Annotated in this window: 24 protein-coding genes and 2 tRNA genes; 18 read left to right on the top strand and 8 right to left on the bottom strand. The window is 58.0% G+C overall.

Annotated elements, in window-relative coordinates; genetic code table 11:
* The first annotated feature begins 48 nt into the window (after positions 1-48).
* The 5 genes from lptF to AAEO81_RS10740 are packed head-to-tail and all read left to right on the top strand — an operon-like array spanning position 49 to position 5,009.
* Positions 49-1,125, top strand: coding sequence for an LPS export ABC transporter permease LptF (lptF, locus tag AAEO81_RS10760; RefSeq protein ID WP_341963529.1), 1,077 nt, complete (start codon positions 49-51; stop codon positions 1,123-1,125).
* Positions 1,122-2,201, top strand: a complete 1,080-nt coding sequence (lptG, locus tag AAEO81_RS10755) for an LPS export ABC transporter permease LptG (RefSeq protein ID WP_341963527.1) — start codon at positions 1,122-1,124, stop codon at positions 2,199-2,201. Before lptF ends, lptG begins: the two co-directional genes overlap by 4 nt.
* A gap of 6 nt (positions 2,202-2,207) precedes the next feature.
* Positions 2,208-3,242 (top strand): acylglycerol kinase family protein, encoded by a 1,035-nt coding sequence (locus tag AAEO81_RS10750; protein ID WP_341963526.1) that lies wholly within the window; start codon positions 2,208-2,210, stop codon positions 3,240-3,242.
* Between the two features lie 12 nt (positions 3,243-3,254).
* On the top strand, positions 3,255-4,220 hold the full coding sequence (locus AAEO81_RS10745; RefSeq protein ID WP_341963525.1) for a hypothetical protein: 966 nt from the start codon (positions 3,255-3,257) through the stop codon (positions 4,218-4,220).
* A 30-nt stretch (positions 4,221-4,250) separates the two neighbouring features.
* Positions 4,251-5,009, top strand: coding sequence for an aspartyl/asparaginyl beta-hydroxylase domain-containing protein (locus AAEO81_RS10740; protein WP_341963524.1), 759 nt, complete (start codon positions 4,251-4,253; stop codon positions 5,007-5,009).
* Positions 5,010-5,076: 67 nt separating this feature from the next.
* Here the strand turns inward: AAEO81_RS10740 and AAEO81_RS10735 are convergent, their stop codons facing one another.
* The 4 genes from AAEO81_RS10735 to AAEO81_RS10720 all read right to left on the bottom strand — a co-directional run bounded on the left by AAEO81_RS10735 (position 5,077) and on the right by AAEO81_RS10720 (position 6,815).
* Positions 5,077-5,607, bottom strand: a complete 531-nt coding sequence (locus AAEO81_RS10735) for a RimK/LysX family protein (protein WP_341963522.1) — start codon at positions 5,605-5,607, stop codon at positions 5,077-5,079.
* Positions 5,608-5,766: 159 nt separating this feature from the next.
* Positions 5,767-6,276: a ProQ/FinO family protein gene (locus tag AAEO81_RS10730; RefSeq protein WP_341963520.1), complete on the bottom strand. Its 510-nt coding sequence runs from the start codon at positions 6,274-6,276 to the stop codon at positions 5,767-5,769.
* Positions 6,277-6,603: 327 nt separating this feature from the next.
* Positions 6,604-6,694, bottom strand: a tRNA-Ser gene (locus tag AAEO81_RS10725).
* Between the two features lie 36 nt (positions 6,695-6,730).
* A tRNA-Pro gene (locus AAEO81_RS10720) sits at positions 6,731-6,815 on the bottom strand.
* 135 nt (positions 6,816-6,950) lie between these two features.
* Here AAEO81_RS10720 and AAEO81_RS10715 point away from each other — a divergent pair.
* The 13 genes from AAEO81_RS10715 (at position 6,951) to AAEO81_RS10655 (ending at position 17,529) form a co-directional block, all read left to right on the top strand.
* Positions 6,951-7,625: a Bax inhibitor-1/YccA family protein gene (locus AAEO81_RS10715; RefSeq protein WP_341963518.1), complete on the top strand. Its 675-nt coding sequence runs from the start codon at positions 6,951-6,953 to the stop codon at positions 7,623-7,625.
* A 111-nt stretch (positions 7,626-7,736) separates the two neighbouring features.
* Positions 7,737-8,129, top strand: a complete 393-nt coding sequence (tusD, locus tag AAEO81_RS10710; protein WP_341963516.1) for a sulfurtransferase complex subunit TusD — start codon at positions 7,737-7,739, stop codon at positions 8,127-8,129.
* Position 8,130: 1 nt separating this feature from the next.
* Positions 8,131-8,493: a sulfurtransferase complex subunit TusC gene (tusC, locus tag AAEO81_RS10705; protein WP_341963514.1), complete on the top strand. Its 363-nt coding sequence runs from the start codon at positions 8,131-8,133 to the stop codon at positions 8,491-8,493.
* Positions 8,493-8,792, top strand: a complete 300-nt coding sequence (gene tusB, locus AAEO81_RS10700; RefSeq protein ID WP_166594832.1) for a sulfurtransferase complex subunit TusB — start codon at positions 8,493-8,495, stop codon at positions 8,790-8,792. Before tusC ends, tusB begins: the two co-directional genes overlap by 1 nt.
* Positions 8,789-9,124: a TusE/DsrC/DsvC family sulfur relay protein gene (locus tag AAEO81_RS10695; protein WP_341963511.1), complete on the top strand. Its 336-nt coding sequence runs from the start codon at positions 8,789-8,791 to the stop codon at positions 9,122-9,124. The genes tusB and AAEO81_RS10695 overlap by 4 nt, the downstream gene beginning before the upstream one ends.
* The gene (locus AAEO81_RS10690) at positions 9,121-10,122 is read left to right on the top strand and encodes a glycosyl transferase family protein (RefSeq protein WP_341963509.1); all 1,002 of its coding nucleotides are present in this window, start codon (positions 9,121-9,123) and stop codon (positions 10,120-10,122) included. Before AAEO81_RS10695 ends, AAEO81_RS10690 begins: the two co-directional genes overlap by 4 nt.
* Positions 10,123-10,218: 96 nt before the next feature.
* A complete protein-coding gene (locus AAEO81_RS10685; protein ID WP_341963507.1) occupies positions 10,219-11,217 on the top strand; it encodes a glutathione S-transferase family protein in 999 nt (332 codons plus the stop codon).
* A 622-nt stretch (positions 11,218-11,839) separates the two neighbouring features.
* Positions 11,840-12,829: a fatty acid desaturase gene (locus tag AAEO81_RS10680; RefSeq protein ID WP_341963506.1), complete on the top strand. Its 990-nt coding sequence runs from the start codon at positions 11,840-11,842 to the stop codon at positions 12,827-12,829.
* Complete coding sequence (locus AAEO81_RS10675) at positions 12,826-13,908, top strand: ABC transporter ATP-binding protein (protein WP_341963504.1); 1,083 nt, start codon at positions 12,826-12,828, stop codon at positions 13,906-13,908. The genes AAEO81_RS10680 and AAEO81_RS10675 overlap by 4 nt, the downstream gene beginning before the upstream one ends.
* Positions 13,901-14,530: an ABC transporter permease gene (locus AAEO81_RS10670; RefSeq protein ID WP_341963502.1), complete on the top strand. Its 630-nt coding sequence runs from the start codon at positions 13,901-13,903 to the stop codon at positions 14,528-14,530. The genes AAEO81_RS10675 and AAEO81_RS10670 overlap by 8 nt, the downstream gene beginning before the upstream one ends.
* On the top strand, positions 14,530-15,213 hold the full coding sequence (locus tag AAEO81_RS10665) for an ABC transporter permease (protein ID WP_341963500.1): 684 nt from the start codon (positions 14,530-14,532) through the stop codon (positions 15,211-15,213). Before AAEO81_RS10670 ends, AAEO81_RS10665 begins: the two co-directional genes overlap by 1 nt.
* Positions 15,214-15,255: 42 nt before the next feature.
* Positions 15,256-16,155, top strand: coding sequence for an ABC transporter substrate-binding protein (locus tag AAEO81_RS10660; protein ID WP_341963498.1), 900 nt, complete (start codon positions 15,256-15,258; stop codon positions 16,153-16,155).
* Between the two features lie 48 nt (positions 16,156-16,203).
* Entirely contained in the window at positions 16,204-17,529 is a 1,326-nt protein-coding gene (locus AAEO81_RS10655; RefSeq protein WP_341963495.1) for an NtaA/DmoA family FMN-dependent monooxygenase, read from the top strand.
* 55 nt (positions 17,530-17,584) lie between these two features.
* Here AAEO81_RS10655 and cysG read toward each other — a convergent pair whose 3' ends face one another.
* From cysG to AAEO81_RS10635, 4 genes are read right to left on the bottom strand one after another with little or no spacing between them, the layout of a single operon-like run.
* The gene (gene cysG, locus AAEO81_RS10650) at positions 17,585-18,979 is read right to left on the bottom strand and encodes a siroheme synthase CysG (protein ID WP_341963493.1); all 1,395 of its coding nucleotides are present in this window, start codon (positions 18,977-18,979) and stop codon (positions 17,585-17,587) included.
* The gene (gene serS / locus AAEO81_RS10645) at positions 18,980-20,260 is read right to left on the bottom strand and encodes a serine--tRNA ligase (RefSeq protein WP_341963491.1); all 1,281 of its coding nucleotides are present in this window, start codon (positions 20,258-20,260) and stop codon (positions 18,980-18,982) included.
* A gap of 44 nt (positions 20,261-20,304) precedes the next feature.
* Complete coding sequence (crcB, locus tag AAEO81_RS10640; protein WP_166594825.1) at positions 20,305-20,679, bottom strand: fluoride efflux transporter CrcB; 375 nt, start codon at positions 20,677-20,679, stop codon at positions 20,305-20,307.
* Positions 20,679-22,001 (bottom strand): replication-associated recombination protein A, encoded by a 1,323-nt coding sequence (locus AAEO81_RS10635; protein WP_341963488.1) that lies wholly within the window; start codon positions 21,999-22,001, stop codon positions 20,679-20,681. The genes crcB and AAEO81_RS10635 overlap by 1 nt, the downstream gene beginning before the upstream one ends.
* Between the last annotated feature and the right edge of the window lie 8 nt (positions 22,002-22,009).

Here is a 22,009-nt window from a genome sequence, read left to right as displayed (position 1 = left end):
TCATTGGGCCAGGCGAGCTATTGGCTGCAAATCCGCGGGAGCTTCACGATGTTTTTGATCGAACGGTACATCATTGCCGAGATTCGTCGCCCGGTAACGGTGATGGTCGGTATCTTGACCTTCGTATTCGCAAGTTATTCGGCAGAACGCTACCTGACCCAGGCCACAAATGGCACGCTGGCTGTGCAGTCCGTGGCGGACATGGTGATGTACAAAGTCATCATCGCCCTCGAAATGCTGGTACCCGTTGCCCTCTACACCTCTGTAGCAATGGCGTTGGGCAGGCTTTATCACGACTCCGAAATCACCGCCATCCTGGCCTCAGGCAGCAGTCCTGTACGCCTCTACAAAGCAATCGCCCTGATCTCGCTACCTCTCGCCATCGCCGTGACAGTGTTGTCTGTCTATGGACGTCCCTGGGCGTATACACAGAGCTACCAGTTGGAGCAGCAGTCCAAAACCGACCTGGACGTCAGTCACCTGCTTCCTCAGCGTTTCAACCTCAACCCTGACAACGGCCGGATGATCCTCGCGGAATCCATAGACAAGGATTCAGGTGAGCTCACTGACGCATTGATCTATGACCCGGGCGACGGTAAATCCCGCATCTTTCGGTCTCATACGGCAAAAGTCATCGACGCCAACCCTGCTGCCCCCTTGGTTGAACTCACCAAAGGGAGCTCGTACACCCTGGATCATCAGGATTCCAAGGACGTGGTAAATACTTTCGACAACAAGCTGCAACTGCAGCTGAAACCGTTGGAACTTGAACCCGACAACAAGCGCAAATCAACCTCGACTGCGATGTTGAGCGTTTCGGCGCTGCCTCAAGACAAGGCCGAGCTTCAATGGCGTGAAACCCGCGGCATCAGTGCAATGCTCCTGGCCCTGCTTGCAGTGCCGCTGAGCCGAACAGCACCCCGCAAAGGACGCTTTTCCACGCTCCTGCCCATCGCGATTGTTTTTGCCGTGATCTTCTACGCCGGCAACATCTGCAGGACACTGGTGGGTAACGCAGCTATCCCCCTCTTGCCTGGCGTGTGGCTCGTTCCGCTGGCCATGAGTATCGCGTTGCTAGGTTTCCTGACCAGAGACCTCGCACTTTTGCGTCGTCGTCGCAAATGATAAGACTCAGCTTCTATCTGATTCGCAACGTGCTGATCGGATTCGCGGCCGCTGCCCTGTTGTTGCTGCCATTGTTCACGACGTTCGATCTTATCGCTGAGCTCGATGACGTGACTTCCGGGGGCTATCGCTGGACGCAAGCGGTTGAAGTCGTCCTGATGACATTGCCCCGCCGGGCAGTCGATCTCGGGCCTTTCATCGCCTTGCTGGGAGGCATCACCGGGCTTGGTCAGCTTGCGTTGACTCAGGAACTGACGGCCATGCGTGCGGCCGGTGTATCGATCATGCGCATCGCTGTTACGACCATGGCGGCCGGTTTGATCGTGGTCGTCGCACTCGGCGCCATGGACGAATGGCTGGCGTCTCCCCTCCAGCAGCATAGCGTTCAGCTGCGCAATACTGCGCTGGCCATTTCCGGCGAAGCGGCGAAGCCTACCGGCAGCATCTGGGCGCGCCGAGGCAACGAGGTTGCACGAATAGGTGCGATGTCACGCCACAACACGCCACTCAACGTTGAAATCTTGCGCCTCACCTCTGACATGCGCCTGGCCTCTTACATTTTCGCGGACAGCGCGGAAGTCCGCCCGGACGGTTCGTGGCTGCTCCACCATCCACGGATCAAGGAGTGGGAGCAAGACAATGAGGTGACGCGCGAAGAAGATCAGATGCTATGGAACTCTGTGTTTTCAGATCGCCGCTTGAAAGAACTGTCGCTACCGACGGACAGCTTCTCGATTCAGCAACTGCGTCACTACATCGCCTTTCTCAATGGGTCCGACCAACCCTCGGGCGAGTACCAGATGGCAATGTGGCAAAAACTTGGAAGGCCGATCCTCACATTGGCCATGATTCTCTTTGCCGTTCCATTCACCTTTGTTCAGCAACGCTCACCGGGATTGGGCGGTCGATTGGCCATCGGAGCCGTTGTGGGTCTGCTGATCTATGTGGCGAATCAGATTGTGGCCAACCTCGGTCTGCTCCTGAACGGGAACGTGATCATCACAACGTTGGCGCCCTCGTTTGTGCTGCTGGCCCTCGCCTTGTGGCTGGTCTACCGATTTGACCGTGCAGCGTGACATGACATGACTATTGCTCCTATCACCCAACAAGACACCGCCTCGAATCCTCCACAGGCTTTCGTAACCCTAAATCGTGACAACGCCCCTTCAGCACAACGAATAGGCGTGGTGCTCAATCCCAAAGGGGGCTACGTACGTCGGCATCTTGTTGAATTCAGACACCACGTCGCCCAGCTCACCGACGCCCATGTTGTGGAGGCGTCAACGCCGGCGCAAATCAGTGCGGCCATTCAATCCTTCGCACTCGAACCACAGGATCTCTTAGTCGTGATCGGTGGGGATGGGAGCCTGCAGGCGGCATTGACGGCCCTGATGCATCTGCAGCCCATGAGTCTGCCTGACGTACTCGTTGTCCCGGCAGGTACCACCAACATGAGTGCAATCGATCTGGGCGTGCGGCAACGCCCACTGCAGGTGCTCCTGGCGCTCCATCGTTGGCGAAGTGGCACACGCTCGGCTCCCGCATCGAGATTGCGCAATGTGCTCAAGGTATTCGACCCAGACTCACTACAGACTCAATGCGGTCTGTTCTTTGGAGCCGGGGCGGTGGTTGAAGGCGTCAGGTATTTTCACAGCCGTGTCCGTACCAAAGGTATCCGCGGGGCCTTGGGCCCGTCACTGGCGTTCGGCAGAATGTTGGTGTCGCTGCTCTGGAAGCGAAGCCTGCCGTTTGAATCTGCCACCACGGCCAGGCTGCACCTTGCGCAACACACCTTGAACGCCAAGTGGATGGTCATTCTCGCCACCACACTGGACACCCTGCTGCTCAGAAGCACTCCCTACTGGGGCACTGAGAAGGCGCCGATCCATTTCACGGCAATTGGTCACCGCGCTCCTGAGCTCGTACGCTCCCTGTTTCATGTGCTGCGGGGCAAAACGAGTCCGGTCATCACACAGAATCAGGCTTATGTGAGCCACAACCTCAACGCTACCACCATCGACGGGTTAACCGAGTACCTGCTGGACGGCGAGATATTCTCCACGCAAGGCCCGCTTGAGTTGTCTGCGACCCTCCCTGTCCGTTTTGTGATGTTTTAAGAGAAGCTGAACGTGGAACAGGCCTCCCCTACTTCAACAATCAGCGTCCTGATCGGCGTTATGTCCGAGGAATGCGCGCGCCCGGTCGCAGCCCCATTGAATGCCTTGACTGATGAATTGGTATCGCGATTTGGCAACGCCGTCAGTGCCGTTCTTCTGTATGGATCCTGCCTTCGCAGCAGCAATTTTTCAGATGGCCTGGTCGACCTTTATGTCCTTGTAGACAGCTACGCCAACGTCAGGACAAGCAAGATCAAGGAGCTGGTGGACGCCTGGCTCCCCCCTACCGTTTTTTCGATCAATGTGCTGGCGCCGGACGGTTCGCTGCTAAGGGCAAAATGCGCGCTGATTACACTGGCGGACTTCGAGAAGGGAACCGCATCGTGGTTCCACGGTTATCTGTGGGGACGCTTTTCGCAGCCCTCTCGACTGGTTTTTTCTCGCAATCAAGCCGTTAGCACCCGTGTGCATACGGCCTTGGCCAACGCAGTGAAAAGAATGACGTCCGAAGCACTGCCTGATAAACCGCAAGTGCTGGATAGCGCCACATTGTGGGAACACGCCCTCACGTTGACCTATCGCACGGAATTGCGCCCGGAGCGCGCCAGTCGCCCGGCAGAAATCGTAGGGCATGATGTCGGCTACTACAGGCGTATCACCCTCGCGGCGGTGCAATCCGTACCAAGGCTTTCCCTTCTGCCTGGGCAGGATGACCGATACTCAGTGTCCCCCGCAGATGCAGGAGCGGTTCCCCACGCCGTCCGGTGGCAACGCAGACGAGTCGCCGGTCGCCTACTCAATGTGCTGCGCCTGATCAAATCGTTCTACACATTCGAGAATGGTCTGGATTACGTCATCTGGAAGCTTGAACGCCACCTTGGGGAACCTGTGCCGATCAGCCCGCGCCTGCGTCGTTATCCACTCATCTTTTGTTGGCCGCTGCTGTGGCGGTTACTGAGAAACCGCCAGCTTCGCTAAGTCTTCTAAAAATCGTCGCCAGGATCAGATATGCAAACAGAGCCCACGCAGCTTCCACACAAAAAAGCCAAACGCAAGCATCGGCCAAGCGTCGCAGTCGGGTTGTGGATCATCAAAAAGCTTGAACGGTTCATTCGCCGGCACTCCTCGGTCGGAAACACGCCGTTTTTCGATCCGTCACAGTTCGAGTGGGCAAAGACGCTGGAGTCCAACTGGCCTGTGATCGTCGACGAGTTGAATGCCGTACTCAAAAATCACGACGGCATCCCAAACTTCCAAGACATTTCCAAAGACCAGCGCAACCTGACACAAGATGACCGATGGAAGACCTTCTTCCTGCATGGCTACGGTTACAAAATGGATGGCAACTGCGTCAAGTGCCCCAAAACTGCAGAGATTGTTGAATCAATCCCAGGCATGTTTACGGCTTTCTTTTCCATCCTCAGCCCTGGCAAGCACATACCTCCGCACCGGGGGCCCTACAACGGGCTGCTCCGCGCGCATCTGGGATTGATCATCCCTGAGCCCAGGCAGAATTGTCGTATTCAGGTAGGGGATGAAATCAGGCATTGGCAGCCCGGCAAGGTGATGGTGTTTGACGACACCTACCGCCATCAGGTCTGGAATGACACCGACGGCATCCGCGTTGTGCTTTTCCTCGACATCCACCGCCCGCTCGACCGCTTTGGCACTCTGCTCAACAAGTGCGTGCTGAAGCTGATCCAGTGGTCTCCCTTCATTCAGGATGCACGGAAAAACCATAAGGCGTGGGAGAAAGGCCTCCACTGAGACGGAGGTCGGCGCCTTCGCCCCTCTGCTTGCTTTGAGCTGAAACAGAGGGACGGCAATAGAAAACTCAGGCTGATGGCTTAGCGGCAGAACCGCTGCAATCCGGTTTGACCGTGTTCGACCGCGAGGCATCCACAGCGCCTATGTGCTGCAAGGCACTTCTGCCCAAGCTCACGTTGTACCCTTTTTTACCCGGAGGCTTGAGACTGAACTCCTCCTGATAGACCTGCGTACCCAGGCACACACTCATCTTCACCACCTGGCGATGACTGCTGCCAATCACCCCTTTGGCTTTCGCATTGCGAACGATCTTTTCCTCGAAAGTGACGTCGGATAAAGACCCGGTGAGACCGGTCGGTATTTGTAAAACAAACCGCACCCATTTCTCGTCACCCTTGTCGAAAGGGACAATATTGACAGCCCCCAGAGACGAGTTTTCGGAGCCCGTATCAAGTTCTACTTTGACCGGGGTTCGATCAGGCAACAGTACGCCCTGCTCTTCCCAGCCCAAGGCTTGGTTGGGAGACGCTGAGTATGAAATGGAAGGCAGCAACAGCGAAAAAGCGACACCAGCTATCACTTTTTTGAAGATTTTCATGTGGGGTATCCCGAAACATGCACAGGCAAACTCACCTGCGTCATGAGGCCATGGTTCAGGGCGGATTTCAAATTAAAAAAGCCGTAATGACTCTCCATAAAGCCCTGGAATTCCCACCCATTTCAGCCCCAGAAAACACCCTACCAAATCGCCGGGGATTCAGTGTGTATCCTGCTCCACCGCAGCGACGACAGCGGGAGCCTGGCCACTATCTTTCAGCTTCGCACGGTGTCGACGATCTTGACCGCGTTGCCGCGACGCCTGCTGCTTGGCATGCAGAGCCTGTGTGGCAGTTACCAGGCCGGCTGGTTGACCACTCAAGTCCAGGCGCGGCGCATTCTCCACCATGCTTGCCCAGTACCGGGTTCCCCGGCACCAGGTTGAGATACCTAGCTTTAATTGTTCGTGGGTCAACCCGAGTAGCTCCAAGTGCTGCTCTGCATCTTGAAGAATGCCCTCTTTGAGTGGAACTTTAGGAGCCGGATTGACGGGGAACGCCAGTGGAAAATGCTTCTGCAATGGCCAGATCGCTTCCACGGCGGGGTCATGGTTACGAGGCTTCGTCCGCGTTGAGGAATTACGCTTGATGTGTTGAGTGCCATCCACCTGTTGCGGCTTTTTTTCAGCCCGCAGTTGGTCACGTAGCCCAGCCAGTTGTTCAAAACCCATCGTTCTATTCACTACTCTTAAGCGACTGCGGAGTGCAAGGATATGCCATACGACGCTGCGGAGCAGCAGAAAGAATACTCGTCTCTTCTTCACCACCCTGCCGAGGCGAAGAAAGTGACGGAATCCAGGCTAGTCGTCCCAACCCCGTCAGATGTGCCGACGAAATGCTTTCTCGCGGCCATGTCCGAGATAGCAATCAAACGAACCCGGTGTGAGCGGGGCATGAGGCTGTGCTTGGCTACCAAAGCAGTCGGCATGCCTTTCAGCATGAAATGCAAAACACAAAAAAGGGCCCAGATTTCTCTGAGCCCTTTATGTTACTGCGTTTGGCGGGAAACCAGGGATTCGAACCCTGGGAACGCTATTAACGTTCGCCGGTTTTCAAGACCGGTGCATTCAACCACTCTGCCAATTTCCCGAGGCATCCGATCAATGAAGGTGTAGTGTGCAGCTGAGGAGATCCTAAGACAGGAACTCAGGGACCCGTTACAGTCGACAGTCTCCAAGACTGCTGCCTTAAACCACTCGGCTACACCTCCCATTGCGTTGCGGGCGCCATAATACCGTAATGAAACAAGCTGTCAAACTCTCTGGCTCGCGTGTCACTGCGGCTCTGTTATGATCTTTGCAACTTGAGATTTCAGATCCCCCTTTCAACCACCAGGAGTAGCGCCATGCGCGAACAGGATTACGCAGTCAACAACCGCGTGCAGGTCGAGCAGCTAGAGGTTAGCCGCGTCCTGCGCAACACTTACGGCCTTCTGGCCCTTACCCTCGCCTTCAGCGGGATCATGGCATTCGTCGCTCAGCAGATGAACGTTCGTTATCCGAACGTGTTCGTCGTGCTGATCGGTTTCTACGGGCTGTTCTTCCTCACCAACAAACTGCGCGATTCGGCGTGGGGTCTGGTGTCGGCGTTCGCACTGACCGGTTTCATGGGTTTCATCCTTGGCCCGATCCTCAACCGTTACCTCGGCATGCAGGGCGGCGCTGAAATTGTCTCTTCCGCCTTCGCGATGACGGCACTGGTGTTCGGCGGCCTCTCGGCGTACGTGCTGATCACCCGCAAGGACATGAGCTTCCTGGGCGGTTTCATCACGGCCGGTTTCTTCGTCCTGCTGGCAGCGGTGCTGGCGAGCATGTTCTTCCAGATCAGCGGTCTGCAACTGGCAATCAGCGCGGGCTTCGTGCTGTTCTCGTCGGTGTGCATCCTGTTCCAGACCAGCGCCATCATCCAGGGCGGTGAGCGCAACTACATCATGGCGACCATCAGCCTGTATGTGTCGATCTACAACCTGTTCATCAGCTTGTTGCAGATCTTCGGCATCATGGGCAGCAGCAAAGACTGATCCACAGCCTCAATAAAAAGCCCGCTTCGGCGGGCTTTTTGCTGTCTCCTCCCTTTGAATTCTTTATCATTGGCCCCATTCACCCCTGCCACCTCGCTGACCGAGCCGCCCATGAAGTTCGCCATCGCTCTCTATTCACCCGCTCACGCGCCCTCTTCGCGCCGGGCTTTGCGATACGCGCAGGCCGTGCTGGAAGGCGGGCATGAAATCGTGCGGCTGTTCTTTTATCAGGATGGGGTGCACAGCGCGTCGACCAATGTGGTCACGCCTCAGGATGAACAAGATATTCCTGCTCAATGGCGCGACTTCGTGAACGCCAACCAATTGGACGGCGTAGTGTGCATCGCCGCCGCCCTTCGTCGGGGCGTGCTGAATGAGGAGGAAGCCGAGCGATATTCGCGCCCTGCTGCCAATCTCTCTGCTCCGTGGGATCTGTCCGGTCTTGGACAGTTACACGACGCCGTGCAAACCGCTGACCGTTTGATCTGCTTCGGAGGGCCTTGAGATGCCGAAGTCGTTGCTGATCATCAGCCGCCAATCGCCATGGTCCGGCCCCAGCGCCCGCGAAGCCCTGGACATTGCATTGGCGGGCGGGGCGTTCGATTTGCCGTTGGGCATGTTGTTTCTGGACGATGGGGTGCTGCAACTGTTGCCTGCTCAACGCGCCAGCCAATTGCAACAGAAAGACCTGACGGCCAACCTTCAGGCCCTGGAAATGTTCGGCGTCGAAGACCTGTACGCCTGCAATACCAGCCTGGCGGAACGCGGCATGTCGCCGAGCGCACTAGGCGTCGAGACACTACAGGTGCTGCGCGATCATGAAATCGCCGCACTCATTGACCGTTATGACCAAGTGATCACGATCTGATGTCGACCTTGCATGTGTTATCTCATTCCCCGTACGCCGACTCCCGCCTGAGCAGTTGTTTGCGCGTGCTCGGTCACGAAGACGCGATCCTGCTGTGCGGCGACGCGACGTATGCCCTGACGCCTTCAACCGCTGCGCGCCAGTCGCTGGACGACAAAGCAGACAGTCTGCGCGTGTTCGTGCTCGATGAAGACGCCCAGGCACGAAACCTGACGCTGCCCGACTGGGTGAAAAGCGTTGATTACCCCGGTTTCGTCGAACTCTCGGTGCTGTTCGACAAGGTCAACACCTGGCTATGAAGCAGCTCATCGTCAACGGTCGCACCCTGCCGCTGGACAAGGACGGCTACCTCGAAGACCTGAACGACTGGTCCCGCGAAGTCGCCGAGGCCCTGGCGCTGGAGGAAGACATCGTCCTGACGCCCGAACATTGGGAAATCCTTGAGCTGCTCCGCGCGTTTTACGCCGAATACCAGCTGTCCCCCGCCACTCGCCCGCTGGTGAAATACACCGCGCAAAAGCTCGGGGCTGAAAAAGGCAACAGCCTGCACCTGAATCGCCTGTTCAACGGCACTCCCGCCAAACTTGCCGCCAAGCTGGCGGGCCTGCCAAAGCCGACCAATTGCCTATGAACGATGTCGCCCCACTCCTGACTGAAACGCCCGCCGAACACCCCTTTGCGCCGTTCGTGCGCATCCTCGGAAAAGGTAAGCGCGGTGCCCGCAACATGACCCGCGAAGAAGCGCGCGAGGCCATGGGCATGATCCTCGATGAAAAGGTCGAGGACACACAACTGGGCGCGTTCCTGATGCTGCTGCGCCACAAAGAGGAAAGCCCGGAAGAGCTGGCGGGCTTTACCGAAGCGGTACGTGAACGTCTGACCGCCCCGCCGCTGACCGTCGATATCGACTGGCCAACCTACGCGGGCAAGAAACGGCATTTGCCGTGGTACCTGTTGGCAGCCAAATGCCTCGCGCAGAATGGCGTGCGCGTGTTGATGCACGGCGGCGGCGCGCACACGGCGGGTCGGCTATACAGTGAGCAATTGCTGGACCTGCTGGCCATTCCACTGTGTCGCGACTGGGCTTCGGTGGAGCAGGCACTGGAGCAGCACAACATCGCGTTCATGCCATTGGGAGACTGGGCGCCGCAGTTGCAGCGCATGATCGACCTGCGAAACACCCTGGGCCTGCGCTCGCCGATCCACTCACTTGCGCGCATTCTGAACCCGTTGGGCGCCCGGTGCGGACTCCAGAGCATCTTCCATCCCGGCTATCAGTCAGTGCACCGCGACGCCAGCAGCCTGTTGGGTGATCACGCCATCGTCATCAAGGGGGACGGCGGCGAAGTGGAAATCAACCCGGACACGATCAGTCACTTGTACGGCACTACCGACGGCCAGCCATGGGATGAGGAATGGCCTGCGATGTCCGAACGCCGCCACGTCAAGCCAGCAACGCTCGACCCGCAGCAACTCGTCGGCATCTGGAAAGGCGAAGTCCAGGACAGCTACCCGCAATTGGCGCTGATCTCGACCATCGCCCTCGCCTTGCGAGGCCTTGGAATGCCCCGCGCAGAGGCCTTCGAGCAGGCTGAGCGTTTTTGGGAAAACCGTAACAGATCGATTTAACCGATCATTACACCCGACTCTTTGCGCTATTTGTTCGAACGATTGTCTCTAGACTGACCTCCAACGTACGAACGTACACAGTGATTGGAGTCAGACATGGGCCTTCTCGTAGAAGGGCGCTGGCAAGACCAGTGGTATGAAAGCAAAGACGGCGCGTTTCAGCGTGAGCAGGCGCAGCGCCGCAATTGGGTCACCGCAGACGGCCGTCCAGGACCGTCTGGCGAAGGCGGCTTCAAGGCCGAAGCAGGCCGTTATCACCTCTACGTATCGCTGGCCTGCCCATGGGCCCATCGAACGCTGATCGTGCGCAAACTCAAAGGCCTCGAAAGCCTGATCGACGTTTCGGTGGTCAGCTGGCTGATGCGCGAAAGCGGCTGGACCTTCGACAAGCAGACAGGTTCCACGGGCGATGCGCTGGACGGTCACACCTTCTTCTATCAGCGTTACCTCGCTGACAACCCGAATTACACCGGTCGCGTGACGGTACCCGTGCTGTGGGACAAGAAGCTGCAGCGCATCGTCAGCAATGAGTCCTCGGAAATCATCCGCATGTTCAATTCGGCGTTCGATGATCTGACCGGCAACCGTCTGGATCTGTACCCCGAGTCGCTTCGTCCGGAGATCAACCGGCTGAATGACGCGATTTATCCCGCCGTCAACAACGGCGTGTATCGCGCCGGATTCGCCACGACGCAGAAGGCTTACGAACAAGCCTTCGACGAGGCGTTCGCTGAGTTGGACGTGCTGGAAAACCTGCTGGGCAAGAAACGTTACCTGGCTGGCGAATACCTGACCGAAGCCGACGTGCGCCTGTTTACCACGCTGATTCGGTTCGACGCGGTTTATCACGGGCATTTCAAATGCAACCTGCGTCGTATTGCTGATTACCCGAACCTGAGCAACTGGTTGCGCGAGCTGCACCAATGGCCGGGCGTTGCCGAGACGGTCGACTTCGTGCACATCAAGCATCACTACTATGCCAGCCATGCCACCATCAACCCGACGGGCGTAGTGCCCAAGGGACCGGCGCAAGATTTTGCCGGTGGCCATGATCGCGCACGCCTTCCGGGCCTTGGGATCGTTCAGCACCTCTGATCGTCCACCCGTAGACCTTCACACGCAGACGATCCCCTTGGGATCGTCTCGCGAGTCGCCTTCCCCTTCCGGAAAGGGCCGTCTTTCCCTGCCCTGAACCGCGCTTCAGCGACACCTCGCAACCTCTGCAAAATAAAGTGCAGGGCGGACTGTGAAGCCACGACATATGTCATTTCCTCATAAGCATAAGCGAACTTATTATTTTGAGGAATCACACAACGTGATAGTTTGAACTCACTTAAAACTGCCACTTAGCTGTTGTGATGCGATCATGCCCCAGTACGCGAACCTGAACATTGGAAATAAAAGCACGGCTTTTTCAAATCCGATGTCCGCGATCGCCTGCGCATCTACAATATCCCTCTTCTCGCCGTCTCCCGTGCCTTGCCAAGCCAACAGTGAAACCTCCAGTGCGGTAGGTGAGGGCCTGGCGTTTCTCCTTTACGCCATGTGAAGGCTTTTGCCGGACCGCTTGTTTAAATAACGTTCGACTTTTCAAACGATGAACACGGGTGCCTGTCGCCGAGCGCCAAGGATGAGTCACGACGTCATTTATTACTCCGCGATCAACTGCTTTTTCATGTAACGGAATACAGCACTTTTATTTATTCAAGGGCGCGCGATGTCGAACTACCTGGACACACAGCATCAGGCGGAAGTTTCTGAAGTCCTCAATACTTTTACAGCACGCACTGAATGGCCAACCTGGTTATTGATCATCGGTTTTTACAGCGCGTGGTGCTTGATCATTTTTCACGGCCGAGCATTGGGACCGTTTATTTCGATCAGTTTGCTGTTGCCGTTGATCGTGCTGTGGATGTCGTTACAACACGAGTGCATTCACGGACACCCCACGCGTTTGCCCGCTCTGAATAAAGCGTTGGCCTACCTGCCCTTCGCAGTCTGGTACCCGTACAACGTTTACCGCGACACGCACCTCGCGCACCATGTTGATGAAACACTGACCGTGCCGGGTATCGATCCCGAAAGTCGCTACATCTCCGCCGCCGACTGGGAATACCTGCCCACGGTCCAGCGCTTCATTCTCTGGACAAATAAAACGGTGGCGGGCCGCCTGCTGACCGGCGTGCCCCTGGCCATCGCTTCACTGGTGTTTTCAGACATTCCAAAATCCATACAACGTCGGGATGAAAGTGCACACATGTGGGCATTTCATATCGCGTGGGTCGCGGTCATGCTCTGGACAGTGGAACATTACAGTGCCGTAAGTGCCTGGGAATATGTGGTGTTTGTCTCTATACCGGCATTGGCGATTGGCATGATTCGCTCATTTTATGAACATCGCCCTTCCGAGCGGGCAGAACACCGCACGGTGATCAACGAGTCGAAAGGCCTATTGAGTTGGCTGTTTTTGAACTTGAACTTCCATCTCGTGCATCACGACTTACCCAAACTGCCGTGGTATTGCCTACCGACGGTCTACCATGCTCGGCGTCAGCAATGGATTGAGCGCAACGGGGTGTATGTCGTGCGTAATTACCGACAACTCTTTTTCAACAACTTCCTGACGCCCATCGACAGCCCTGTCCATCCTTTACCAACGCGGCAGGCCCATGAACGACCTTCAGTCAACGCCGGTGCTTTTGAATGATACGTTTCGAGAATGTCACGAAGTACCACAAAGGTAAGAAAGCCCCAGCAGTCACTGCGCTCAACCTCGACATACGAGAAGGCGAATTGTGCGTACTGATCGGGCCAAGCGGCTGCGGCAAGACGTCCATCCTGAAGATGATCAACCGGCTGGACGTCCAGGACGAAGGCACGATCAGCGTTGATGGCAGTGACATTGGCGAAACGAATGTTGTGAGCCTGCGTCGACGGATCGGCTTCATGATGCAAAACGCTGCCCTGTTCCCGCACAGGACCGTGGAAGCGAACATCGCCGCGGTGCCGCATCTACTGAAATGGGACAAGGATAAAACCCGGCGACGCGTGGTCGAGCTCATGGACTTGGTGGGGCTTCCGCCTGACTTGGCGGGGCGTTACCCAAGCCAGCTGTCCGGTGGGCAGCAAAGTCGAGTGGCCCTTGCCCGGGCGCTCGCCTCGGACCCGCCCGTGATCCTGATGGACGAACCCTTCGGCGCACTTGACCCGCTCATTCGCGAGCGACTTCAGGACGAACTCGTCGCCCTGCAGAAACGCCTGCACAAGACCATCGTCCTCGTCACCCACGACATGGAAGAGGCGATCAAGCTGGCGGATCGCATCGCGGTGTTCGAGGAAGAAGGCAAGCTGGTTCAGTTCGATACGCCGAAAAATATTCTGGCGTACCCGGCCAGCCCCTTCGTACAGCAATTCGTGGGGAACGACCCGTCGCTCAAACGGCTGGCCTTGATGAAGGTCTCTGAACTGGAAGAACCCGAGAGCGCCGCGCTAACGCTAGACAGCGTGGCTGAACCACGACTGGCCCATGTGAGCCCTGCCCTGAAACTGGTGCTCAATGACCAGCACCAGCCCGTCAGTTGGCTCAGCGATAGCCACCATCCTGCGCCTCATTTGACGTTGGTTTCCGGCACAGAGTCGTTGCACCACGCCCTGCTGAAAATCCTGAATACGCCCTCAGGCGTCATCGTTCAGGTGGACGACGAGGGTAAATACACCCGCTGCATTTCGACGTCCCACCTCTACGAGGCCCTTCACGACCCACAGCGGGAGGTCGTGAATGATTGACACCGAATGGGTCAGCGACAACATTCCGATGATCCTCGGCCTGCTCGCTGATCATCTACAACTGGTCGCGCTTTCAATGTTATTGGGCACGCTGATCGCCAGCGTCATGATTCTGCTGACGCTGTGGCTGCCGGCACTCTCCCGTCCGCTGACCTACATCAGCGGCATCCTTTTCACCATCCCGTCGCTGGCGCTGTTCATCTTGTTGATGCCCATAACGGGGCTGTCAAAAACCACCTCGGTAATAGGCCTGAGCGTCTATTCGTTATTGATCATTCTGCAAAACACGCTGGCAGGTTTAGCGAGCACATCCCCTGTCGTCTTACAGGAAGCGCGAGCCATCGGCTATACCCGTTTGCAAGGCTTTCTAGCCGTGGAACTGCCCCTGGCCATTCCCTATCTGTTCGGCGGTTTGCGCACGACAGCGGTCACGCTAGTGGGACTTGTGACCGTGACGGCGATTATTGGCCAAGGCGGGCTCGGCCAACTGTTCGTGACAGGCCTGACATTAAGTTTTTCCACCCCCGTCATTATCAGCCTGGTATTAACAGTGCTCCTTGCCATCAGTGTCGACTTTGCTTTTTACAGTGCTGAAAAGCGCCTGTTCCCGTGGGTGAGGTGATGGACACCCTTAACGCCGTTCTTACCTGGTTCCTTCAATCGGAAAACTGGCTCGGCGACGAAGGCATCTTCGTACGGCTTTCAGAACATCTTTATTACGTCGGCATCAGTCTGGCGATTGCCACCGGTATTGCGTTGCCCTTGGGTATCGCGATCGCTCATTACAAACGCAGCGCACACATCGCCATCGGCCTGTTCAATCTCGGTCGTGCATTACCCTCTTTAGGTGTCGTTATCCTCGCCATCATGGTGATTGGCTTCGATGTCAGCGCCGTGATCCTGGCGTTAACCTTGATGAGCATTCCACCCATTCTGACCAATACCATTGTCGGTATCGGGGAAGTGGAATCGTCCTTGAAAAATTCCGCCAAAGCGATGGGCATGCGCCGTCGCGACATTATTCTCGAACTCGAACTGCCCCTCGCCTTCCCCATCATTTTCGTCGGATTCCGCACTGCACTCCTTCAATTGATTGCCACTGCCACCATCGCCGCTTATGCCGGTTTTGGAGGTTTGGGGCGTTTCTTGATCGATGGACTTGGCCGCAACGACATTCCACAAACCATTGCCGGAGCCATCACGGTTTCGGTACTCGCCATGCTCAGTGAAGGGTTGTGTTCGGGCGCCGAAAAGTTGATCCGCAAACAGGCGTGGCTCGGGAAGTCCCCCTTAAACGCCGCGTAACAAAAACAGAACCTATAACGACACTGCCATTGGAGCGAACAGATGACTGCCCTCACCCTTTCAACACCTAAAACGGTATTAGCGGTATTTATGGGAATCGGTTTATTTGCCGCCAGCCATCTCGCGAGTGCTGCCACCATCACCGTGGGGGGCGCCAACTTTTCCGAGCAATCGGTATTGGCGAATATTTACGCGTCGGCACTTCGCAAGGCCGGTATCGAGACTCAAACCCGACTTAATCTAGGCAACCGGCAGGTCATCGCCGCGGCGCTCAAAAGTGGTGACGTCGATGTTGTGCCCGAATACATCGGCTCGCTGCTCGCCTTCTACGACAACAAGGCCGCCCTGACGGATCAGCAGGCGATCACCCAAGCGCTGAAAGCCAAACTGCCTGACAGCCTGGAATTGCTCGGTTCTTCCTCCGCAGGCTCTGCGACCGCGTGGGCCGTGACCCATAAGACCGCCGAAAAATACCACCTCAAAACCCTGTCGGACCTGGCGCCTGTATCGAGCCAACTGGTGCTGGGTGGCCCGCCGGAAGTTAAAACATCGGCGCTGGGCGTGCCTGGACTCAAAGCGGTTTACGGCATCGATTTCAAATCCATCAAGTCCCTCGACATGGGCGGCCCCCTGTCCAGGCTGGCGCTGAACTCGGGCACCATCGATGTCGTCACGGTGGTCTCCACCCAAGGCATCCTGGCCACCGAACCCTGGGTTGTCCTCGATGATGATAAAAACCAGCAGCCCGTTCAGAACATTACGCCGGTCATCCGCAAATCCGTGCTGACACCACAGATCACCCAGACCCTCGACAAAGTCTCCGCTGCCCTCACCACCAAAGAACTGACCGAATTGAATCGTCTGGTCGATATCGACCACAAAGACCCGGCCAAGGTCGCGGACGAATGGGTCAGCAAGCACGTCGCCGTGACCGCAGGCTAACGGCGCCCCGTCCGGATGACGCATCTATTCAGCGAGTGAGCGCGAGCCATGTCCAACCGCAGCATGATTCTGAACCTGTTCTTTTTTAATCCTCAGGGTGATTACCGTTTTTCGTGGCGTCACCCGCAAGCTCCGACGACGGAGGTTTTCAGGCTTCCGTTTTTCGTGAAACTGGTGCAGCAGGCAGAGGCATCAAAATTCGATGCCGTTTTCGTTGCGGACCATGTCGGAGTCTGGGATTCCGTGCCCAGCGGCCTCAAGCATTACGCCAATCCCCGCCTGGAGCCGATCACCCTGTTATCGGCATTGGCAGCGGTCACGGAATCCATCGGCTTGATGGCCACCGCTTCCACGTCCTACAACGATCCGTACAACCTCGCGCGTTATTTCGCGTCACTGGACCACATCAGCGAAGGACGAGTGAGCTGGAACATCGTGACGTCGTGGCTCGAAGAGGAAGCGGCCAACTTCGGCGTCACCGGGGTTCCGAAGCATGGAAACCGCTACCAGCGCGCCCATGAATTCGTCGGTGTGGTGAAGCGCCTGTGGGACTCGTGGGAAGACGATGCGCTGACGTTCAACAAGGAAAGTGGCGATTTTGCCGACCCGGCGAAAATTCACGCGCTCCACCATGACGGCGAGTATTTCAAAGTGCGTGGCCCGTTGAACGTGCCTCGTACGCCCCAGGCCTATCCGATTCTTGCCCAGGCGGGGTCTTCGGATGCAGGCCTCGACCTGGCCGCCGCCCATGCCGACGTGCATTTCTGCTTCGTAAACTCGGTTGAAGAGGCCCTGACCTATCGCGCGGAACTGAACCGACGACTGGCCTTGCAGGATCGGCAGCCGAACGACCTGAAGGTGATCGCCGGTGTGTTGCCGGTCGTGCTGGGTGATGAGAGTGAAGCGGAGCGTCGTGAGCAACTGGTCGACAGCCTGATCATCGACGCCATCGCGATTGATCTAGTGTCGAGTTACATCCGGCTTGACCTCAGCGGATTGCCGCCCGACGGACCGTTGCCTCCCCTTCCAGACGAGGCAGAATTTGACGGCATTCGCACCAAGCTGGCCTTGATCAAAACCTACGACGCGAGCATCACTATTCGCGAGCTGGGCCGGGCACTGATCAAGAGTTCGAGCACATCGCTGGTGATCGGGACGGCCGAGCAGGTGGCTGACAGGTTGGCGGAGTACTACGAGGCAGGAGCGGTAGATGGGTACAACCTGATGTTCCCGTTCCTGCCGACGGACTTCGACAGCTTCGCGGCCAGTGTTGTGCCGCTGCTGCAAGCGAGAGGGGTGTTTCGCACCGAGTACGAGCCGGGCACGTTGCGTGACCGACTCGGATTGAAGCGACCACGCAACAGCTTTCGGTGAGACACGTTCGACAGTTCCCTTGAAGCGGGCTCACACCCACTTCAAGGGCTGACAATCAGACGCCGCTTTGAGCGCCTTCGAACCACGCCAGCTTGTCCCGCAACGTCACCACTTCCCCGACGATCACCAGCGTCGGCGCATGCACTTCATGCTCCGCCACCAGCTGCGGCAGGTTGGCCAGGGTGCCGGTGAAGACGCGCTGGTTGGTCGTGGTGCCCTGCTGGATCAACGCAGCCGGGGTGTCGGCCGAACGCCCATGCTTGACCAGCTCGCTGCAAATGATCGGCAAGCCAATCAGCCCCATGTAGAACACCAGCGTCTGCGCAGGAGAGACCAGGTCTTTCCACGGCAGGTCGGTGGTGTTGTTTTTCAAGTGCCCCGTCACGAAACGCACGGATTGCGCGTAATCGCGGTGGGTCAGCGGAATCCCGGCATACGCCGCGCAACCACTGGCCGCCGTGATGCCCGGCACCACTTGAAACGGAATGCCATTGGCTGCCAGCTCTTCAATTTCTTCGCCGCCACGGCCAAAGATGAACGGATCGCCCCCTTTGAGCCGCACGACGCGCTTGCCCTGTTTGGCCAGCGCCACCAGTTGCTGGTTGATCTGGTCCTGCGGCAGGGCATGATCGGCGCGCTGCTTGCCGACATAAATGCGGTCCGCGTCGCGACGGCACAGTTCAAGAATCGCCGGGGCCACCAGACGGTCGTAGAGCACGACATCGGCTTGCTGCATCAGGCGCAAGGCCTTGAAGGTCAGCAGGTCCGGATCGCCCGGGCCCGCACCGACCAGATACACCTCGCCTGACGCGCTCGGCGCTTCACCGTCGATTTTCGCCTGCAACAGACGTTCGGCTTCGGCGCCCTGCCCGGCCAGTTGGCGATCCGCGATAGGCCCTTGAAACACGTCTTCCCAAAATGCGCGGCGTTGCTGGACATTCGGAAACAGGTTCTTCACCTGGTGACGGAAACGCGCCGCGAGACCGGCCAGATGGCCATAGGTTGGCGGAATCCAGCTTTCCAGCTTGGCGCGGATCAAGCGCGCCAGCACCGGCGCATCGCCGCCACTGGACACAGCAATCACCAACGGCGAGCGGTCGACGATGGCCGGAAAAATCACGCTGCACAGGGCAGGCGCATCCACCACGTTGACCGGTACGCCGCGCTGACGAGCATCGGCAGAGACTTGGGCATTGAGCGGCTCGTCGTCGGTGGCGGCGATGATCAGCACGCAGCCGTTCACATCCGCCTCGTCGTAACCACGGAGAATCTGCTCGCCACCGCTGCTGTCGATCAGCTCGCGCAGCTCTGTTCCGATCTCGGGTGCAACCACCCGCAGGACCGCACCGGCGTCAGCCAGCAAGCGAGACTTGCGCAAGGCAATCTCGCCGCCACCCACCACCAGCACGCGGGCACCCCGAAGGTTGTGGAACAGCGGCAGGAATTCCATTTAGCCGATGACCTCGATGCCACCCATCCACGGCTTGAGCACGTCCGGCACGCGAATCGAACCGTCCGCCTGCTGATAGTTCTCCAGCACCGCCACCAGGGTACGACCCACGGCCAGGCCGGAGCCATTCAGGGTGTGCACCAGTTCCGGTTTGCCGGTTTCCGGGTTGCGCCAACGGGCCTGCATGCGGCGCGCCTGGAAGTCGCCGCAGTTGGAGCACGACGAGATTTCGCGGTATTTGTCCTGGCTTGGAATCCACACTTCCAGGTCGTAGGTTTTCACAGCGCTGAAACCCATGTCGCCGGTGCACAGGGCCAGCACGCGATACGGGAGCTCCAGCAATTGCAGCACGCGTTCGGCGTTGCCGGTCAGACCTTCGAGCGCCTCCATGGATTTGTCAGGCTCGACGATCTGCACCATCTCGACTTTGTCAAACTGGTGCTGACGGATCATGCCGCGGGTGTCGCGACCCGACGCACCGGCTTCGGAACGGAAGCACGGGGTATGGGCGACGAATTTCAACGGCAGTTGCTTGGCATCGAGGATTTCGCCAGCGACGAGGTTGGTCAGCGACACTTCCGCCGTCGGGATCAGGTACAGATCGGCTTCACCTTCGCGCGCGATCTTGAACAGGTCTTCTTCGAACTTCGGCAATTGACCGGTGCCTTGCAACGCCGGGGCTTGAACCAGATAAGGCGTGTAGGCCTCTTCATAGCCGTGTTCGTTGATGTGCAGCGTGATCATGAACTGCGCGAGGGCACGGTGCAGGCGCGCAATCGGGCCACGCAGCACGGCAAAACGGGCGCCGGACAGCTTGGCGGCGGTTTCGAAATCCAGCCAGCCGAACTTTTCGCCCAACGCAACGTGGTCCTGAACGGCGAAGTCGAACGAGGCAGGCGTACCCCATTTGCGCACTTCAACGTTTTCCTCTTCATCAGCACCCACCGGCACGGATTCGTGAGGCAGGTTCGGCATGTTCAGCAGAATGACGTCGAGCTCGGACTGAATGGCGTCCAGCTCTTTCTTGCCAGTGCTCAGCTCTTCAGCCATGCGGTCGATGTCGGCCATCAGCGGCGCGATGTCTTCGCCACGCTGCTTGGCCTGGCCAATGGATTTGGAACGGGCATTACGCTCGGCCTGAAGCTGCTCAGTGCGGGTCTGCACTGTCTTGCGCTGGTTTTCCAGCGCTTCGATGCGGGCCACGTCCAGTGTGAAGCCACGGGAAGCCAGGCGATCCGCTACGTCCTGAAGTTGGGTACGTAACAGTTTGGAGTCGAGCATATCGTTGCCTCGTGATTGAATCGGGTTCGTTGAATTCGGGTCTATTACATTCGGGTCAGCGACAGACCTGCCCAGGTCGCCAGCAGCCCGCCAAACACACTGATCACCGCATAGCCGATGGCCAGTGGAGCCTGCCCGCTTTCGAGCAAACGCAGGGTATCCAGAGAAAAAGACGAAAAGGTCGTCAGGCCGCCGACAAAACCGACGATCAGACCGGCACGGATTTCAATCGGCACTTCCGGGCGCAACAGGAACCAGCCGTACAGCACGCCGATGATCAGACAACCCACCAGATTGACCGCCAACGTCGCCGTGTAGAAATGCTTGGGCCAGTTCGCCGACACCCAAGTGCCTGCCGCAAAACGCAATAATGTACCAGCGATGCCCGCAATCGACACCGCAAGAATCGTCTGAATCACTATTTTCTCCGCTGACGGGGGCTGGCGCGGTCGAGTGCGGCCAGGTGTTTGAGTTTTTCGCCGATTTTCAGCTCCAGCCCGCGAGGGACCGGCTGGTAATACTGACGCGGTTCCAGCTCGTCAGGGAAGTAGTCTTCACCTGCGGCGTAGGCATCCGGTTCGTCATGGGCGTAGCGATATTCTTCGCCGTAACCCAGTTGCTTCATCAATTTGGTCGGGGCATTGCGCAAATGCAACGGCACTTCCAGCGAACCGTGTTCGGTCGCCTCGCGCATCGCCATCTTGAAGCCCATGTACACAGCATTGCTTTTCGGCGCGCAGGCCAGGTAAACGATGGCCTGCGCCACCGCCAGCTCGCCTTCGGGGCTGCCCAGCCGTTCCTGCACATCCCAGGCGGACATGCACAGCGGCAGCGCGCGCGGGTCGGCGTTGCCGATGTCCTCGCTGGCCATGCGCACCACGCGCCGGGCGAGGTACAGCGGATCACAGCCGCCGTCGATCATCCGGGCGAACCAATACAGTGCCGCGTCAGGATTGGAGCCGCGAATCGATTTATGCAGCGCGGAAATCTGGTCGTAGAACGCCTCGCCGCCCTTGTCGAAACGTCGACGGCTGTCGCCCAGCAGGCTTTGCAGCAACTCGGGCTCGATCTCGCTGTTGTCTTCCGCCAGATCCGAGGCGTTTTCCAGCAGGTTGAGCATGCGACGGCCGTCACCATCGGCGGCGGCCAGAAGGGTCTTGAACGCTTCGTCGCCCAGGCTGAGGTGCCGGTTGCCAAGACCGCGCGCTTCGGTCAGGGCACGGTCCACCAATTGGCGCAGGGCGGTTTCGTCGAGGCTTTTCAGCACATAGACGCGGGCGCGTGAAAGCAAGGCGTTGTTCAATTCGAAGGACGGGTTTTCAGTGGTCGCGCCAATGAAAATCAACGTGCCGTCTTCGACATAGGGCAGAAACGCATCCTGTTGCGACTTGTTGAAGCGGTGCACTTCGTCGACAAACAGAATGGTGCGGCGGCCGTATTGGCCGGCCTGTTGCTTGGCGACTTCGACGGCCTGACGAATCTCTTTGACCCCGGCCAGCACCGCCGACACGGTTTCGAAGTGCGCATCGGAGACCTTCGCCAGCAACCGCGCCAGGGTGGTTTTCCCCACGCCCGGCGGCCCCCAGAAAATCATCGAGTGCAGCGCGCCCTGCTCCAGCGCTTCACGCAAGGGCTTGCCGTGGGCGAGCAAGTGCTGTTGGCCGACGTACTCGTCCAGGTTGGTCGCCCGCAAACGGGCAGCCAGGGGCTGGGCAATCGGCTCACTGCTGAACAGGTCCATGCTGGACT

It is taken from the genome of Pseudomonas sp. RC10 (assembly GCF_038397775.1).
Classification (GTDB): Bacteria; Pseudomonadota; Gammaproteobacteria; order Pseudomonadales; family Pseudomonadaceae; genus Aquipseudomonas; species Aquipseudomonas bambusae.
This window is presented reverse-complemented; position numbering and strand designations above follow the sequence as displayed.

What these genes read in the sequence shown, in the direction of transcription:
- lptF (WP_341963529.1), top strand. Translation starts at nt 49, where the DNA reads ATGTTTTTGATCGAACGGTACATCATTGCCGAGATTCGTCGCCCGGTA.
- lptG (WP_341963527.1), top strand. Translation starts at nt 1,122, where the DNA reads ATGATAAGACTCAGCTTCTATCTGATTCGCAACGTGCTGATCGGATTC.
- AAEO81_RS10750 (WP_341963526.1), top strand. Translation starts at nt 2,208, where the DNA reads ATGACTATTGCTCCTATCACCCAACAAGACACCGCCTCGAATCCTCCA.
- AAEO81_RS10740 (WP_341963524.1), top strand. Translation starts at nt 4,251, where the DNA reads ATGCAAACAGAGCCCACGCAGCTTCCACACAAAAAAGCCAAACGCAAG.
- AAEO81_RS10735 (WP_341963522.1), bottom strand. Translation starts at nt 5,607, where the DNA reads ATGAAAATCTTCAAAAAAGTGATAGCTGGTGTCGCTTTTTCGCTGTTG.
- AAEO81_RS10730 (WP_341963520.1), bottom strand. Translation starts at nt 6,276, where the DNA reads ATGGGTTTTGAACAACTGGCTGGGCTACGTGACCAACTGCGGGCTGAA.
- AAEO81_RS10715 (WP_341963518.1), top strand. Translation starts at nt 6,951, where the DNA reads ATGCGCGAACAGGATTACGCAGTCAACAACCGCGTGCAGGTCGAGCAG.
- tusD (WP_341963516.1), top strand. Translation starts at nt 7,737, where the DNA reads ATGAAGTTCGCCATCGCTCTCTATTCACCCGCTCACGCGCCCTCTTCG.
- tusC (WP_341963514.1), top strand. Translation starts at nt 8,131, where the DNA reads ATGCCGAAGTCGTTGCTGATCATCAGCCGCCAATCGCCATGGTCCGGC.
- tusB (WP_166594832.1), top strand. Translation starts at nt 8,493, where the DNA reads ATGTCGACCTTGCATGTGTTATCTCATTCCCCGTACGCCGACTCCCGC.
- AAEO81_RS10695 (WP_341963511.1), top strand. Translation starts at nt 8,789, where the DNA reads ATGAAGCAGCTCATCGTCAACGGTCGCACCCTGCCGCTGGACAAGGAC.
- AAEO81_RS10690 (WP_341963509.1), top strand. Translation starts at nt 9,121, where the DNA reads ATGAACGATGTCGCCCCACTCCTGACTGAAACGCCCGCCGAACACCCC.
- AAEO81_RS10685 (WP_341963507.1), top strand. Translation starts at nt 10,219, where the DNA reads ATGGGCCTTCTCGTAGAAGGGCGCTGGCAAGACCAGTGGTATGAAAGC.
- AAEO81_RS10680 (WP_341963506.1), top strand. Translation starts at nt 11,840, where the DNA reads ATGTCGAACTACCTGGACACACAGCATCAGGCGGAAGTTTCTGAAGTC.
- AAEO81_RS10675 (WP_341963504.1), top strand. Translation starts at nt 12,826, where the DNA reads ATGATACGTTTCGAGAATGTCACGAAGTACCACAAAGGTAAGAAAGCC.
- AAEO81_RS10670 (WP_341963502.1), top strand. Translation starts at nt 13,901, where the DNA reads ATGATTGACACCGAATGGGTCAGCGACAACATTCCGATGATCCTCGGC.
- AAEO81_RS10665 (WP_341963500.1), top strand. Translation starts at nt 14,530, where the DNA reads ATGGACACCCTTAACGCCGTTCTTACCTGGTTCCTTCAATCGGAAAAC.
- AAEO81_RS10660 (WP_341963498.1), top strand. Translation starts at nt 15,256, where the DNA reads ATGACTGCCCTCACCCTTTCAACACCTAAAACGGTATTAGCGGTATTT.
- AAEO81_RS10655 (WP_341963495.1), top strand. Translation starts at nt 16,204, where the DNA reads ATGTCCAACCGCAGCATGATTCTGAACCTGTTCTTTTTTAATCCTCAG.
- cysG (WP_341963493.1), bottom strand. Translation starts at nt 18,979, where the DNA reads ATGGAATTCCTGCCGCTGTTCCACAACCTTCGGGGTGCCCGCGTGCTG.
- serS (WP_341963491.1), bottom strand. Translation starts at nt 20,260, where the DNA reads ATGCTCGACTCCAAACTGTTACGTACCCAACTTCAGGACGTAGCGGAT.
- AAEO81_RS10635 (WP_341963488.1), bottom strand. Translation starts at nt 22,001, where the DNA reads ATGGACCTGTTCAGCAGTGAGCCGATTGCCCAGCCCCTGGCTGCCCGT.